Here is a 15,022-nt window from a genome sequence, read left to right as displayed (position 1 = left end):
CGTATGGGTCCCGGCGTTCGCCGGGACGACGTGGATGGGGCATCGCAAACATGCCTTCGCGATCTCGCGGCACGACGTGCCCGAGCTCTGCCAGAAACTTCCCGCCCTCCAAATTGAGAGGGCGCAGGGAATGCCGGATGCGCGCTGCACCCGCGGTCTCGCGTGCGGTTTGCACAAAACAAAATGCACACGAGCATACAGGGCAGCGGAGAACATCCGACATTCCCTGCGCAGTGGCTTTACGGCTTATGCCGTGATCTCCCCGGAGACGAGTTCTTGGTTGACTCCGTCGCCGCCGTTCCCGCTTGCGCTTCTCCGACAGCTTGACGCCTGCAACGGGCGCCAGGACCACACGGTTTTGCCGTACGCTTATCCACGCCGTCGTCTCAGCGTAAACCAGCGTCCACCGCAACCCGCCCAACGTCCGTGACGACGGCCGACGCCCTTCTGACCAGGACGGGATGGCGATAGATGCGCACTGATTTGGGCCGGCCGACAACAGAAAAATTTTTGATTTACAGAAATTTTCTACTTGACACGATTTCTGAAACTCAGAACTGATTTGCCCGTGGTGTCAGTTTGTCGCGACAAGATTAGAAAGCGGCCCGCCGGGACGGCTTACGTGGTGCCAGAGTGACGACTTGGCGACTGCGGGTCCGGCACAGTCCTAAGGCAACAACCGCAACTGAATTGTTTCGGCTTTCTGATTTGGAAGCGCAAGCCCGGGACCTCGTAGGATGGGTAGAGCCAACGGGTCGCGCGAATGCGCGCCCGATGACAGGCTCAGCGAAACCCATCGCTGACTTGCGATGGAGTTGATGGGTTTCGCTGCGCTCTACCCATACACGAGACCGTCACGCCGCGCGCCGCGAATCATCGGCCAATGCGCGATACGACAGCGCTTCCGCCAGATGCAGACGGCCGATCTTGTCCGCGCCGTCGAGGTCGGCCAGCGTGCGGGCGACGCGCAGCACGCGGTGATAGCCGCGCGCGGTCAGCTTCATGGTCTCGGCGGCGTCGCGCAGCAGCTTTTGTCCCTGCGCATCCGGCTGCGCGATGGTCTCCAGCAGCGACGCGGGGGCTTCGGCATTGGTGCGGACATGCGGCATGCCGGCGGCGGCGTAGCGCGCGAGCTGGACGTCGCGGGCGGCGGCGACACGGGCGGCGACTTCGGCGGAGCCTTCACTCGGCGGCGGCAGGATCAGGTCGGCCGCGGTCACCGCCGGCACTTCGATGCGCAAATCGATGCGGTCCATCATCGGGCCGGAGATGCGCACCTGATAATCCCCTGTGCAGCGATCGATCCGTCCGCGCTTGCAGGAATAGCCGGGCTCATAGGCATGGCCGCAGCGGCACGGGTTCATCGCCGCGACCAGCATGAAGCGCGCCGGATAGGTGACGCGGTGATTGGCCCTGGACACCGCGACCTCGCCGTTTTCCAGCGGCTGGCGCAGCGAGTCCAGCACGCGCGGATCGAACTCCGGCAATTCGTCGAGGAACAGCACGCCCTGATGCGCCAGCGAGATCTCGCCGGGTTTTGCGCGCATCCCGCCGCCGGTCAGCGCGGCCATGCTGGCGGAATGATGTGGCGCCCGAAATGGCCGCCGCGCGGTCAATGCGCCGTCGCGGATCTCGCCGGCGACGGAGGCGATCATCGAGACTTCCAAAAGTTCCGACGGCGACAGCGGCGGCAGGATCGAGGGCAGCCGCGCCGCCAGCATCGATTTGCCGGCGCCGGGCGAGCCGATCATCAGCAAATGATGTCCGCCGGCCGCCGCGATCTCCAGCGCGCGCTTTGCGCTCTCCTGGCCCTTGATGTCGCGCAAGTCGAGCAGCGTTTCCTCGCGCTCGTGGACTTTCGGCTGCGGCCGCGACAGCAGCTGCGTGCCTTTAAAATGGTTGGCGATCTGGATCAGCGATTTCGCCGCGATGATCTGGATGTCCGGGCTCGCCCAGGCCGCTTCCGTTCCGCAGGCCGCGGGGCAGATCAGGCCCTCGTCGCGTGAATTGGCGCCGATGGCCGCCGGCAGCACGCCCGCGACCGGCGCGATCGATCCGTCGAGCCCGAGTTCGCCGAGCACCGTGAAACCGGCGAGCGCGTCGGGCGGGATCGCGCCGATGGCGGCCATCAGGCCGAGCGCGATCGGCAGATCGTAATGGCTGCCTTCCTTCGGCACGTCGGCGGGGGCGAGGTTGACAGTGATCCGCCGTGCCGGCAGCGCCAGCCCCGAAGCGATCAGCGCCGAACGCACCCGCTCGCGCGCCTCGGAAACCGCCTTGTCGGGCAGGCCGACGATCGCAAACACCGGCAGCCCGTGCGCGACCTGCACCTGCACGTCGACCGCGCGGGCCTCGATCCCCTCAAAGGCTACGGTAGAAACCCGCTGAACCATGCCGACCCCTTGCCTCTACCGAGGGTAGCGGAACCGGGGGAGGAACACAAGAACAATACGGGAACATCTTGATCTTTTGGCAAATGGCTATGCTGCGGTCCCGCTAATCACGATGACGACCAGCCGGCTTCAGGCGCCATAGGAAGTCGGTCACTGCTTTGACCGCTGCGGCAGGTGCTCGTTGCAGAAGAAAATGCGGCGCATCCAACATTACGCACTCAAGGTCGGGGCGTAGCGACTTCAATCGTTCAGACGTTTGAGGAGTGATCAACCGGTCTTGTATCCCGCCGAGATAGAGTATCGGCACGGGGCACCGTAGGAATGCCTCCGTAGCATCAACGGTAAGCGCTGCCTTCGTTCGACCAGCCAGAACCGCCGGGTCGACCGAATTGAGACAATCAATTGTGCCCTCAATCAATGCGACTGGAGCGCTGTCGCCGAACAAGAACCATCTCATGAGAAGAACCTGACCCGGCAATCGGAAAAGGAGCGGACGCATGATGTGTCTTGCAAAGCGCGGCATCCAAGCGACGGGCCGCGACGCGAAGCTCGCAACGAGAATGACTGCGATTAGATGCGGATGCCCGATCGCTGCCACGCGTAGCGCAAGGGGTCCGGAGAAACTTTCAGCAAGAATAACGAACGGCTGGCCTTGAGGCAGCAAACGCAAGACGTCGGTTTCGAGCGCCCCATAGTCGTCCTCATGCTTCGGAAAACAGATGATTTGTGGCTTGAGCGTTGGGGGCAGTGCTTTGACAAACCATTCAAAGAGGCGACCCGATCCATCAAGCCCCGGAAGCAGGACCAACGAGAGTGGTGAAGAAACCTGAGATGCTTGCTGCTCCATCGTCGCTTAGGATTACCACAAACAACATGAGCCGTGGTCCGACAAAGGGGGCTTGGAGATTGCCTCCACCGTCTCGACGCCCCTCAATTCAGCTTACTCGCCGCAACCACCGCCATATTCGGCGTCGGCGGCTCCAGCATCTTCAGCGCGGCATCGAGGCCGTTGCGCAAATTGACGGCGGCGTTCTGGCTGCAGCGCAGGCGGCCTGAGGAGATGAATTTCACCTCGGTCGAACCGTCAGTTTTGGGAATGAGAATTCGGGTGGCGAGTTCGATCTCGACCGAGCCGTTCATGGTGCCGTAGGCGCCGACGATGTCGAAATAGACCAGCGGGGCGGCGGCTCCGGTGTCTTCATAGACGAGGTCGCCCGGCTTGGGGTTCGGTTGGTCGGTCACGGGGCTCTCCTAGATAGCGTCAGGGTCAGGATTCGCTGAACCTTGCTTACGCCAGTCTAGGGTCGATCCCTAGTGCCGGGTTCAGCCCGGCGGTATTCGGGGCCAGCACGGCCGGCCCCGAATAATTGCAGCTCAAAGGTTCATCACCATCGCCGACGGATAGTAATGGAAACCTTCGCTGGTCTTGCCGATGTGACCAAAGCCGGGCCAGGCGAAATGATAGGACATGACCGGGGTCTTGTTGGCCGCGATCATGTCGAGCAGTTTCACGCGGGTGTCCGCCGCCTGCTTCGGATCCGAGTCGTAGGAGAATTGCATCCGCGGCTTTTCCAACAGCAGTATCGGGTGGTGGGTGAGGTCGCCGAGGAAGGCAAAGGATTTGCCTTTCGAGCTCACCATGAAGATGGTGTGTCCCACGGTGTGGCCGGGGGCCGCGATCGCGGTCACGCCGGGCAGGAATTCCTGGTTGTCCTTGATGAAGACGATGCGGTCGCGCACCGGCATCAAATTCTTGCGGGCGTGAATCACAAAATCCTTCAGCGGACTGCCGAGCTTGCCTTCATCGGTCCAGAACTCGAAATCGCTCTGGGTGATGTAGACCTGCGCGTTCGGGAATAGCGGCTTGTCGTCGGCGCCGACGAGGCCGCCGATGTGGTCGATATGCGCATGCGAGCACACCACGGCGTCGATATCCCCCGGCTTGATGCCGGCTTCCGCCATGCTCTTCTGCTGGCGGCCGGTGGTCGCCCCGAACGCTTTCGAAGTGCCCATGCCGGTGTCGAACAGGATCAGCTTGTCGCCGGTGTTCACGATCGGCGAGTTCTGCTCGAGCACGACATTTTCGGCGTCGAGGAAGTTGTCGGTCAGCATCTTCTTCACTTCGTCGTCGGACACGCCGACGAAGGTGCCCTTGGGTGGGCCGAGCGGCAGCGGGCCGTCGGAGACCACGGTTACCTCGGCGTCACCGAGAACGAAGCGGTGCCAGTAAGGCGTCTGCGTGCCGAGCTTGGGTGCCTTGGCCAGCGCGCTGCCGCCGAGCATGGTCGAGGCGCCGAGGCCAACACCAAGTCCTGCGCCGAGAGCAAGCAGGGACCGTCGCGATACGTCCATCGTCATGCGTCTTCCTCCAGTGTTTTTGTAGAACTGCGTTGTGGCCGGACAGATTCATCCGCGGCTACAGGCTGCTCCCGCGCCTCGAAATTGGCAAGTAGGATTAGACGCCTGACAGGCGTGCAGGTGTGGTGTGCAGGCGCACAACCGCGCGAAGAAGATTATTTCGCGGCCCGCTTCGCCTCAATGGTGTCCCAAACCATTGCAGCGACGTCAGGACCGTTGAGCCGGGCGATGGCGCGGATGCCGGTGGGCGAGGTGACGTTGATCTCGGTGAGGTTGCCGTCGATCACGTCGATGCCGACCAGCAGCAGGCCGCGCTCGCGGAGATGCGGTCCCAGCGTGGCGCAGATCTCGCGTTCGCGCGGCGAGAGGTCGGTGGCCTGGGCGGCGCCGCCGCGCACCATGTTGGAGCGCAGATCGTCAGCGGCCGGCACGCGGTTGACCGCGCCAGCGAATTCGCCGTCGACCAGGATGATGCGCTTGTCGCCGTGTTTGACCTCGGGCAGGAAACGCTGGATCACCCAGGGCTCGCGGAAGGTGACGGAAAACATGTCGAACAGCGAGCCGAAGTTCATGTCCTGCGGCATCACGCGAAATACCGCGGCGCCGCCATGGCCGTGCAACGGTTTCATGACGACGGCACCATGCTCGTCGCGGAACGAATTGATCTCATTGATGTCGCGCGAGATCAGCGTCGGCGGCATCAGCTGCGGAAAGTTCAGCACGAACAGTTTTTCCGGCGCGTTGCGCACGCTGGCGGGATCGTTCACGACCAGCGTCTTGGGGTGGATGCGCTCCAGCAGATGCGTCGAAGTGATGTAGGCGAGATCGAACGGCGGATCCTGCCGCAGCAGGATGACGTCGAAGCCATCAAGCGCCGTGCGCTTGGGCTCGCCGAGGGTGAAATGATTGCCGGGCTCGTCGCGTACGGTCAGCACCTGCACCGGCGCCACCAGTTCCTCGCCGCGCAGCGAGAGCTGGTCCGGCGTGTAATAGGAGATCGCGTGGCCGCGCTTCTGCGCTTCCAGCAATAAGGCAAAGGTCGAATCGCCGCGGATGTTGATACGCGCGATGGGGTCCATCTGGACGGCGACATTCAATTTCATGGGGCGGGTCCGGGTCTGTGGAAGGGGTGGTTTAAACGCTGGCGTCGAATGCCGCTAACAGATGGCGTGGCAATCGCCGCGGCGCAATCAGGATGGCGTCGAATCGCAGCTCGAATTCGGCATGCTCGGGATGCGCCATCAGCCAGGCCTGCGCGGCATCGATGATGCGGGCCTGTTGGCGCGGCGTCACCGCATAGGCGGCATCATCGAGGCGGGCTCGCGCCTTGACCTCGATGAAGGCGATCAGATTGCGCTTCTTGGCGACGATATCGATCTCGCCATAGGGGGTTTTGAAACGCTTGGCGAGAATGCGGTAGCCCTTGGCCATCAGGAACGCGGCGGCGCGGGTCTCGGCCGAAAGCCCGGTCTGGAAGGCGGCGACCCGCTCCGGCGCGGCGAGTTTTGTGGACGCGTCGGGCGGCGTGGCGCCGTCAGTCTTCGCCATCGTCCTCTCCATCCCGAATTTCTTTCGCGAGCTCGAGCGCGCGGGCATAGACTTCGCGGCGCGGGCGGCCGGACAGTTCGACGGCATGGGCGACCGCATCCTTGACGCTGTCCTGCGCAAGCGAGGAGCGTAGCAGGTCATCGAGATCAGCCTCGGTCATGACAAGTGCATCCGCCCGGGGCGGGCCGACGACCAGCACGAATTCGCCCCGCGTCTCCAGCGTATCGGCGAGCTTCGCCAGTTCGGCGACCGGCGCGCGCGAGATCTCCTCATGCAGTTTTGTCAGTTCGCGGCAGATCGCGGCGTCGCGCTCGCCCATGATGTCGGCGAGGTCGCCCAGCGTGTCGGCGATGCGGTTGCCGGATTCGAACATGACAAGCGTGGCGTCGATCCGGGCAAGTTCTGCCAGCCGCGTGCGGCGCGCCTGTTGCTTGGCGGGTAAAAATCCCTCGAAGAAAAACCGGTCGGTGGGCAATGCTGCGACCGATAGCGCCGTCAGCACCGAGGAGGCGCCCGGTATCGCGATCACGGCATGGCCGGCGGCGCAGACCTCGCGCACCAGCTTGAAGCCGGGATCTGATATCAGGGGCGTGCCGGCGTCCGAGACCAGCGCGATCGAAGCGCCCTGCGCCAGCTTTTCCAGGATCTTTGGCCGCGCCATCGCGGCGTTGTGCTCGTGATACTGTTTGAGTTGCGCCGAGATCACGTAACGCTCGGTCAGGCGGCGGGTGATGCGGGTGTCCTCGCAGGCGATGATGTCGACGCCGGCCAGGGTTTCAAGCGCACGCAACGTGATGTCGCCGAGGTGGCCGATCGGGGTGGCCACCAGATAGAGCCCGGGAACCGGCTTTGGGGCGGTCAGGACATGGCCGCCAATCGAAAATGTCCTGATCACAGAACCCGGTTCGGCTTCAGGCCCGTAGTTGGAGCTGGTTTTTGCGCGCATCATGCCAATCTAAAGCGTTTTCAAGCGAAGTGGATACCGGTTCGCGTGAAGAAAACGCGTCAGTACAAAGACCGGGTGTTCCGGTTCTGATAAGATCAGAACCGGAACACAGTGGTAGTAGCGCCAGCGCCACAGTGCGGTGGCAACGTTGGTGCTAGCATCACGGAAAGGGGGCAGGTATCCGCAACCGGCGTTGCGCCCGCGGGACCCTAATCCTTTTGTTTTGGTTAACTATTCGCCGACAATATGCCTGAATCCGCCCGCCTTTATTCCGGAGGTTGGAGCCTTAGGATTCAGGTCCTGAGGTTCAAGTCCTTGAGGTTCAAGGACTGGCCGATCCAGGTCGGTCAAGAGAAGAGATACGATGGTGGGCCCGCTCATTCGCAAACCTCAGCCGTCAGGGGCAACCCGGCGGACGGCGGTCGGCTTAATTCTCGGTGCGCCGCTGCTCGGCGCCTGCTCCAGCGTGCAGCAGAGTTTTGGCCAGTTTTCCAACCCGTTCTCCTCACCGCAACCCGAGGCCGGGCCCGCGGGCCCGCAGCAGCAACCGCTCGCGGTCGGCACCGGGCAGGTCAAGGTCGGCCTGATCCTGCCGCTCTCGGCCTCCGGCAACGCCGGCGTCGCCGCACTATCGATGAAAAACGCCGCCGAAATGGCGCTGGCCGAGTTCCAGAATCCCAACATCCAGCTTCTGATCAAGGATGACGGCGGCAGCCCGCAAGGCGCCAGCCAGGCAACCCAGCAGGCGCTCGGTGAAGGTGCGGAGATCATCCTCGGCCCGCTGTTTGCGCAGTCGGTTCCCGCGGTCGCGCAGCAGACGCGCACCAAGGGCGTGTCCGTGATTGCATTCTCGACCGACTCCAGCGTGGCCGGCCGCGGGGTCCATCTGCTCAGCTTCCTGCCGGAGTCCGACGTCAACCGCATCGTCGATTACTCGGCCGGCATCGGCAAGAAGTCCTTTGCGGCGCTGCTGCCCGACAATGCCTATGGCAATGTGGTGGAAGCCGCCTTCAAGCAGGCGGCGGCGCGCAAGGGCCGCATCGTCGCGTTCGAAAAATATGGCGCCGATCGCTCGGCCGCCGTGCGCACCGTTTCACAGTCGCTCGGCCAGGCCGACGCGCTGTTCATGGCCGATGACGGCGACTCGGTGGTGGCGACGGCGGATGCGCTCACCGCGGCAGGCGTGAATTTGCGCAACATTCAGTTGCTCGGCACCGGCCTGTGGGACAATCCGCGGGTGTTCGCGAGCCCGGCGCTGCAGGGCGGTCTCTATGCGGCACCGGATCCGTCGGGTTTCCGAAGTTTCGCGGGCCGCTACCGTACCAAATATGGCGGCGAGCCGGTGCGCACCGCGACGCTGGCCTATGACGCGGTCGCGCTCGTCGCCGCATTGTCGCGCACGCAAGGTCCGCAACGTTTCGCGCCGGAAACGCTGACCAATCCGTCCGGCTTTGCCGGCATCGACGGGCTGTTCCGCTTCCGCTCCGACGGCACCAACGAGCGCGGGCTTGCGGTCATGAAGGTGGCGCAGGGCGGCGGCACGCCGGTTGCGGGCTCGCCGAAAAGTTTTGGCGCGTAAGTATTAGATTCTTTTTTGACGCGTTTTCTTCACGCGAACCGGTACCCACTTCGCTTGAAAACGCTTTAGCCCGCTTTCGCGAATTCCGCCTCGTAACGTCGCCGGTTGCTCCAATAGATATTGGCGAACAGCGCGGCTTCCTGGCGATAGGGGATGTGGTCGTCGGCATCCTGACCGGCCTGCGCCTCGATCCATGCCGCATGCTCTGCAATCGCGCCGGGGCGATCACCTCGCAACGCCTTGATCTGGAATTCGAACATGTGGCTCTCGATCTCGAGGTATCGATCGTACCAGCAGGTCGACCACTGACGGTTCTGTAGCGCGAAGCGGCGGATCCAGCGCTCCGTCAGATCCATCTCGTGTTCGGGTTTTGAAAACATCACGTCGCGCCGCGCTTCCTGCAGCGTTTCGATCGCAACGGGTTTGTTCTTGGCCCACAGCGTCTGCATCGACGGATCGGACAAATAGCGATCGGCATAGATCGGATGCGCAAAGGCCTGTTCGCGCAGATGCGGCAGTTCGAAATAGACGCGGATCTCCGAACAGACGCTGGCCTTCAGTTCATTGTCTTCCATCTTGCGGTGGAAGGCATCAAAACCGATGCCGGGAAAGTAGGGCATGAAGGCCGCGTGGAACATCTCGTGCAGGCGATAGAGGTCCTCGATCGCGGGATTGTCGTAAGCGCGATTCATGGTGACGCCCCACCATGAGCAGAAATGCGCACGCTCCAGTCGGTCGTCGGTGGAGTCGCAGAACAGCCGCGGCAGGCTTGCGAACTGCTCGACGATGTCGTGGATGAAACCGCCGTCGGTGTGCGAGGCGCGGATCGGCGCGCTGCGCCACAGACCGTGCACGTGGCGGTGAATCTCTTTTGTATCCGTCAGAATGACCGGGTTTTTCACGATGCGCCTCCAGGAGCGGCGATCGGCCCGGCGGTTCCGATCATTTCGGCCATCGTTGGCGTCAGGCACAGCCGCAAGCGTGCAGCGGGATCGCCGGCGGGGCGACGCAGGAAATCCGCCAGCGCAGGATCGGTGGCGTTGGCTTCTGCTTGGGCCAGCACGGTGACGTCGCAGGGCGAGAGCGTCAGCCCGAGGCGTCGGCCGATTTGAATCGCTGCCTCGCGCTGAACGGTTTTGTAGCGGCGCGGCAGATCGAAGACGTCGTGACGCTCCAGCAGCGCGACGCCGAGTTGCAGCGAGGTGAGATTCTTGAACCATTGATTGCCGAACAGGCTCGGCATGGCGTGACGGCAGAGCACGCCGCCGATGCGGTCGTAATAGACCCCGAACGGTTTTGACAGGCTGAACGCCAGCGCCTGCACCGCTGGACTGTCGGCGGCAATTTTCGCGGCGGGCGCTTCGGCAATGGAGCCGACATAGGTGGCGTCGAGCAGCACGCGGGGCTTTTCGGTGGCGGCGAGCAGGGCCAGGAAATCATTGGCGTGCGGCCAGACATTGCCGTCGATCGCGGAGGGTTGGCTCAGGCAGAACAAGGCATTTTTCGGAAGCGCGCGGCCGACGGCTTGCCACTCGGCGCGGCGATGTTCGATCACCACGATGCCGCAGGCCTCGGCATAGGCCTTGTAGCCCTCATACTCGCCGGCGAAGACGTGCACCTCGGGATTGAATTTTTCGACGCGGCCGCGATTGCCGTAGGCGGTGATGACGTGAAACAGCGCTTCGCTGCCGCCGGCGGTTGGATAGCGCCAGGGGAAGCCGGCGGCATCGATCACAACCGTGGGCGCCGCCCACGCCATCCAGCGTTCGATGAAGGCTTCATGCGAGGCGAATTGCTTTCCGGTCCAGGCGTCGCGGAATTGTTCGAGATGATGACGCCGCGCGGCGTCGGGGCCAGCAACCGCGTTGCCGAGAATGAAATTCTTGGCGGCTTCGGTTTCGGGGGTGACCAGCGCATAAACCGTCTTGCTCGCGCCGGCGCTTTTGACGCGGCGGTCGAGCTCGGGATCATGGATCGGCGGGGTGATGGTCCGGTCGTTCACGATCGTCATGCAAATGGCGGTTGGGGTAAATCTCTCGGCGCAATGTACCACAGCGGGGCGGGCGCCGCCCAAATCCCTGTGCATTGCCTTATCAAACCGTTACGCGGCGAGCTCTCTCCACACGTCGTCCCGGCCTTGAGCCGGGACCCATACTCCGCGGCCGTTGTTGTTTAAAAAAAGCCGTCTGCCAGCTTTGTCTCACCGAGGGGCCGCGGCGTATGGGTCCCGGATCTGCACTCGCTGTGCTCGCTTGTCCGGGACGACGGAAGGAAAATTTACGCAGCCAGATCCGCGACAACAGCATCGAGCACGGGAAAACCGGCCTGCGTCACCCGCAGCCGGCCGTCGGTGTCGACGATGATCGCGCCTTCTTCGCGCAGCACGGCGATCCGGCCGGGATCGAGCGTGCGGCCCGACAGCGCGGCGTAGCGTTTGGGATCGATGCCTTCCGCAAGCCGCAACCCCATCAGCAAAAATTCGTCGGCGCGCTCTTCCGAGTTGAGAACGTCGTCGGTGATGAAGCCATGGCCGTTGGCCTCGACCCGCATCAGCCAGGCTTCGGGACGCTTTTCGGTCGCGATCGCGTGTCTTTCGCCATCGATATCGAGGCGGCCATGTGCGCCCGGACCGATGCCGGCATATTCCTCACCGCGCCAATAGACGAGATTATGTTTGCACTCCGCGCCCGGCCGCGCGTGGTTGGAAATCTCGTAAGAAGGAAGACCCTGCGCGGCGCAGACATCCTGCGTCACGTCGTAGAGCGCGCGGGCGACGGCCTCATCCGGCGTCTTCAACTTGCCTGCGGCGTGCAATCCGAAGAACGGCGTGCCTTCCTCGATCGTAAGCTGATAGAGCGACAGATGTTCGGCGGCTTCCGAAATCGCCAGCTTCAGTTCATCGGCCCACATTTGCGGCGTCTGGTCGGGGCGGGCGTAGATCAGGTCGAACGAATAACGATCGAAGGATTGCCGCGCGATCGCCACCGCATCCAGCGCCTCGCGCGCGCTGTGCAGGCGGCCCAATGCTTTCAATGAGGCATCATCCAGCGCCTGCACGCCGAGCGACACCCGGTTGACGCCGGCCGCGCGGTAGCCGCGGAAGCGCGTCGCCTCGACGCTGGTGGGATTGGCTTCCAGCGTGACTTCGACATCACCAGCGACGCGCCAGTGTTTGCCGATTGCATCCAGGATGGCGCCGACGGTCTGCGGCGCCATCAGCGACGGCGTGCCGCCGCCGAGGAAGATCGAGGTCACTTCCCGTCCCGGCGCGCGCTCGGCGGAGGTTTCGATCTCGCGCGCAAAGGCACTGACGAACCGCGCCTCGTCGATAGGGGCGTGGCGGACATGGCTGTTGAAATCGCAATACGGGCATTTCGACAGGCAGAATGGCCAGTGCACATAAACGCCGAAAGCCGCTTTGCCCTGAGGGCGCTCGAAGCTAGCCAAGGCAGATCTCCGCCAGTTTGACGAAGGCGCGGGCGCGATGCGACAGACCGAGCCCCAGCGGCGGCAGGCCGTGCTTCTCGATGCTGGCCATCTCGCCGAAGGTACGGCCGTGTCCATCGGGCAGGAACGACGGATCGTAACCGAAACCCTCGGTGCCGCGTGGTGGCCACACCAAAGTTCCATCGACCCGCGCCTCGACCTCTTCCAGGTGACCGTCGGGCCAGGCGACGCACAATGCCGATACGAAATGCGCCTTGCGCTTGTCAGGCGTTTTGGCGCCGCGCTCCTGCAACAGGCGTTCGACCCGCGTCATCGCCGCCATAAAATCCGCAGGTTTGCCGGCCCAGCGCGCCGAATAGATCCCGGGCGCGCCGTCCAGCGCATCGACCACGAGGCCGGAATCATCGGCGAAGGCCGGAAGCTGCGCGGCTTTCGCGGCTGCGATCGCCTTGATCGCGGCATTGGCCCGAAAGGTCTCGCCGGTCTCCTCGGGCTCATCGAGGCCGAGTTCGCCCGCGGAGATCGCCTCGACGCCATGTGGCGCCAGCAATTCGCGCATCTCGGCAAGCTTGCCGGGATTGTGGGTCGCGATCACTAGGCGGCCTGTGATTCGACGGTGCATGATCAATCAGACTACGCGACGGCCATCTTTTGCAAGTCCACCAGACGCGCGACGCCCTTGCGCGCCAGCGCCATCAGCGCCAGGAACTCGTCCTGCGAGAACGGCGTTTTCTCCGCGGTGCCCTGCACCTCGATGATGCGGCCGTCGCCGGTCATGACGAAATTGGCGTCGGTATCGGCCTCGGAATCCTCGGCATAATCGAGGTCGAGCACCGGCGTGCCCTGATAGATGCCGCAGGAGATCGCCGCGACATTATCGCGGAGCACATTGGCTTTCAGCATGTTGCGGTTCTTCATCCACGAGATGCAGTCGGCCAGCGCCACCCAGGCGCCGGTTATCGAGGCGGTGCGGGTGCCGCCATCGGCCTGGATCACGTCGCAATCGACCGTGATCTGACGCTCGCCGAGCGCTTCAAGGTCGACAGCCGCGCGTAGCGAGCGCCCGATCAGGCGCTGGATTTCGACGGTGCGGCCGCCCTGCTTGCCGGTGGCGGCCTCGCGGCGGGTGCGTTCCAGGGTGGCGCGGGGCAGCATGCCGTATTCGGCGGTGACCCAGCCGCGGCCCTGACCCTTGAGCCATGGCGGGAGGCGTTCTTCCAGCGTGGCCGTGACCAGCACGTGGGTATCGCCGAATTTCACCATGCAGGAACCTTCGGCGTATTTGACGACGCCGCGTTCCAGCGACACGGGGCGCAGCTCATCGGGCGCACGGCGGCTTGGCCGCATGGGGAATCCTCCGAAAAATCAAGTAAAAGCGGTTCGCGGTGCTTGTAGGAGGGGGAGCGGGCAGCGGCAAGGGCCTTTGCCACCTCTTTGAGGTGTAATGCGTGCTTGTCACCGGCCCTCCGGATAGACAGATTAGGGGCAGCTGTGAGGGAGTAATTGTGGCCCACCACGATCCGATTGGCCTGATCGCACCGAATGCCGGGCTGGCCCAGCTCAATGAGCGCTCGCGCGACATTTTTCGTCAAATCGTCGAGAGTTACCTCGCAACCGGCGAGCCGGTGGGCTCGCGCAACATCTCGCGCCTGATCGCGATGCCGCTGTCGCCGGCCTCGGTTCGCAATGTGATGTCGGACCTCGAACAGCTCGGCCTGATCTACGCGCCGCATACCTCGGCCGGCCGGCTGCCCACGGAACTCGGCCTGCGCTTCTTCGTCGATGCGCTGATGCAGGTCGGCGATCTCACCGAAGACGAACGGCAGTCGATCCAGACCCAGCTTGCGTCCGTCGGCCGCGCGCAATCGGTCGAGGCGGCGCTCGGCGAAGCCCTGACGCGGTTGTCGGGCCTGACCCGCGCCGCCGCGGTGGTGCTGACAGCGAAATCCAATTCGCGGCTGAAGCACATCGAATTCGTGCGGCTGGAGCCGGAACGCGCGCTGGTGGTGCTGGTCAGCGAGGACGGCCAGGTCGAAAACCGCGTGCTGACCCTGCCGCCCGGCGTTCCCTCGTCGGCGCTGACGGAAGCCAGCAATTTCCTCAATTCCCGCATTCGCGGCCGTACGCTTGCCGAGTCGCGCCTCGAACTCGAAACCGCGCTGACGCAAAGCCGCGCCGAACTCGATCAGCTGACGCAGAAGATCATCGCGGCCGGCATCGCGAGCTGGTCCGGCGGCGAAAGCGAGGACCGCCAATTGATCGTGCGCGGTCACGCCAATCTGCTCGAGGATCTGCATGCGCTGGAAGATCTGGAGCGCGTGAAATCGCTGTTCGACGACCTCGAGACCAAGCGCGGCGTCATTGATCTGCTCGGTCGCGCCGAGCGCGCCGAGGGCGTGCGGATCTTCATCGGATCGGAGAACAAGCTGTTCTCGCTGTCCGGTTCCTCCACCATCATCGCGCCCTATAGTGACGCCGCCGGCCGCATCGTCGGGGTTCTCGGCGTGATCGGGCCGACGCGGCTCAACTATGCAAGGGTGATTCCGACGGTGGACTATGCCGCGCGCATCGTCAGCCGCATGCTCGGTGGCTGATCCGGCCCGAAAAAAGCTTCGCTTTGTTGTTTTGACGCCTTTCCCGGCGCGAACCGGGCCCCACCCCGGATCAGGTCCGGTGCAGGCATCACTCGAAAACGCCATGGAACGCTTGATTTTCACCCGCTAAAGCACGATATCCCGGGCAGCAAATCCC

Annotated in this window: 14 protein-coding genes; 2 read left to right on the top strand and 12 right to left on the bottom strand. The window is 63.7% G+C overall.

Features of this window, described 5'->3' with window-relative positions; translation table 11 throughout:
• Nucleotides 1-854 precede the first annotated feature (854 nt).
• From JQ597_RS10675 to rsmI, 7 genes are all read right to left on the bottom strand, one after another.
• Nucleotides 855-2,393: a YifB family Mg chelatase-like AAA ATPase gene (locus JQ597_RS10675; protein ID WP_212264137.1), complete on the bottom strand. Its 1,539-nt coding sequence runs from the start codon at nt 2,391-2,393 to the stop codon at nt 855-857.
• A 103-nt stretch (nt 2,394-2,496) separates the two neighbouring features.
• On the bottom strand, nt 2,497-3,240 hold the full coding sequence (locus JQ597_RS10670) for an alpha/beta fold hydrolase (RefSeq protein ID WP_212264136.1): 744 nt from the start codon (nt 3,238-3,240) through the stop codon (nt 2,497-2,499).
• An 83-nt stretch (nt 3,241-3,323) separates the two neighbouring features.
• On the bottom strand, nt 3,324-3,635 hold the full coding sequence (locus JQ597_RS10665; protein ID WP_212264135.1) for a hypothetical protein: 312 nt from the start codon (nt 3,633-3,635) through the stop codon (nt 3,324-3,326).
• Nucleotides 3,636-3,767: 132 nt separating this feature from the next.
• Nucleotides 3,768-4,751, bottom strand: coding sequence for an MBL fold metallo-hydrolase (locus tag JQ597_RS10660; RefSeq protein WP_212264134.1), 984 nt, complete (start codon nt 4,749-4,751; stop codon nt 3,768-3,770).
• A 155-nt stretch (nt 4,752-4,906) separates the two neighbouring features.
• A complete protein-coding gene (gene gshB / locus JQ597_RS10655; RefSeq protein WP_212264133.1) occupies nt 4,907-5,854 on the bottom strand; it encodes a glutathione synthase in 948 nt (315 codons plus the stop codon).
• Between the two features lie 31 nt (nt 5,855-5,885).
• Entirely contained in the window at nt 5,886-6,299 is a 414-nt protein-coding gene (locus JQ597_RS10650; protein WP_212264132.1) for a YraN family protein, read from the bottom strand.
• Nucleotides 6,286-7,245, bottom strand: coding sequence for a 16S rRNA (cytidine(1402)-2'-O)-methyltransferase (gene rsmI, locus JQ597_RS10645; protein WP_212264131.1), 960 nt, complete (start codon nt 7,243-7,245; stop codon nt 6,286-6,288). The genes JQ597_RS10650 and rsmI overlap by 14 nt, the downstream gene beginning before the upstream one ends.
• Nucleotides 7,246-7,609: 364 nt before the next feature.
• Between rsmI and JQ597_RS10640 the strand changes: the two genes are divergently transcribed.
• A complete protein-coding gene (locus JQ597_RS10640; protein WP_212264130.1) occupies nt 7,610-8,824 on the top strand; it encodes a penicillin-binding protein activator in 1,215 nt (404 codons plus the stop codon).
• A 65-nt stretch (nt 8,825-8,889) separates the two neighbouring features.
• On the opposite strand, the gene JQ597_RS10635 is transcribed toward JQ597_RS10640, so the two are convergent.
• From JQ597_RS10635 to rph, 5 genes are all read right to left on the bottom strand, one after another.
• Nucleotides 8,890-9,726, bottom strand: coding sequence for a hypothetical protein (locus JQ597_RS10635; RefSeq protein ID WP_212264129.1), 837 nt, complete (start codon nt 9,724-9,726; stop codon nt 8,890-8,892).
• On the bottom strand, nt 9,723-10,835 hold the full coding sequence (locus JQ597_RS10630) for an aminotransferase class I/II-fold pyridoxal phosphate-dependent enzyme (protein WP_212264128.1): 1,113 nt from the start codon (nt 10,833-10,835) through the stop codon (nt 9,723-9,725). Before JQ597_RS10630 ends, JQ597_RS10635 begins: the two co-directional genes overlap by 4 nt.
• A 266-nt stretch (nt 10,836-11,101) precedes the next feature.
• On the bottom strand, nt 11,102-12,271 hold the full coding sequence (gene hemW / locus JQ597_RS10625; RefSeq protein WP_212264231.1) for a radical SAM family heme chaperone HemW: 1,170 nt from the start codon (nt 12,269-12,271) through the stop codon (nt 11,102-11,104).
• On the bottom strand, nt 12,264-12,893 hold the full coding sequence (gene rdgB, locus JQ597_RS10620; protein WP_212264127.1) for an RdgB/HAM1 family non-canonical purine NTP pyrophosphatase: 630 nt from the start codon (nt 12,891-12,893) through the stop codon (nt 12,264-12,266). The genes hemW and rdgB overlap by 8 nt, the downstream gene beginning before the upstream one ends.
• 11 nt (nt 12,894-12,904) lie before the next feature.
• A complete protein-coding gene (gene rph, locus JQ597_RS10615) occupies nt 12,905-13,618 on the bottom strand; it encodes a ribonuclease PH (protein ID WP_212031951.1) in 714 nt (237 codons plus the stop codon).
• Nucleotides 13,619-13,776: 158 nt separating this feature from the next.
• Between rph and hrcA the strand changes: the two genes are divergently transcribed.
• The gene (gene hrcA, locus JQ597_RS10610; protein WP_192736160.1) at nt 13,777-14,865 is read left to right on the top strand and encodes a heat-inducible transcriptional repressor HrcA; all 1,089 of its coding nucleotides are present in this window, start codon (nt 13,777-13,779) and stop codon (nt 14,863-14,865) included.
• Nucleotides 14,866-15,022 lie beyond the last annotated feature (157 nt).

Source organism: Bradyrhizobium sp. AUGA SZCCT0177 (assembly GCF_018130125.1).
Lineage (GTDB): Bacteria > Pseudomonadota > Alphaproteobacteria > Rhizobiales > Xanthobacteraceae > Bradyrhizobium.
The sequence above is the reverse complement of the archived record's forward strand: the minus strand, read 5'-3'. Positions and strand labels throughout refer to the sequence as shown.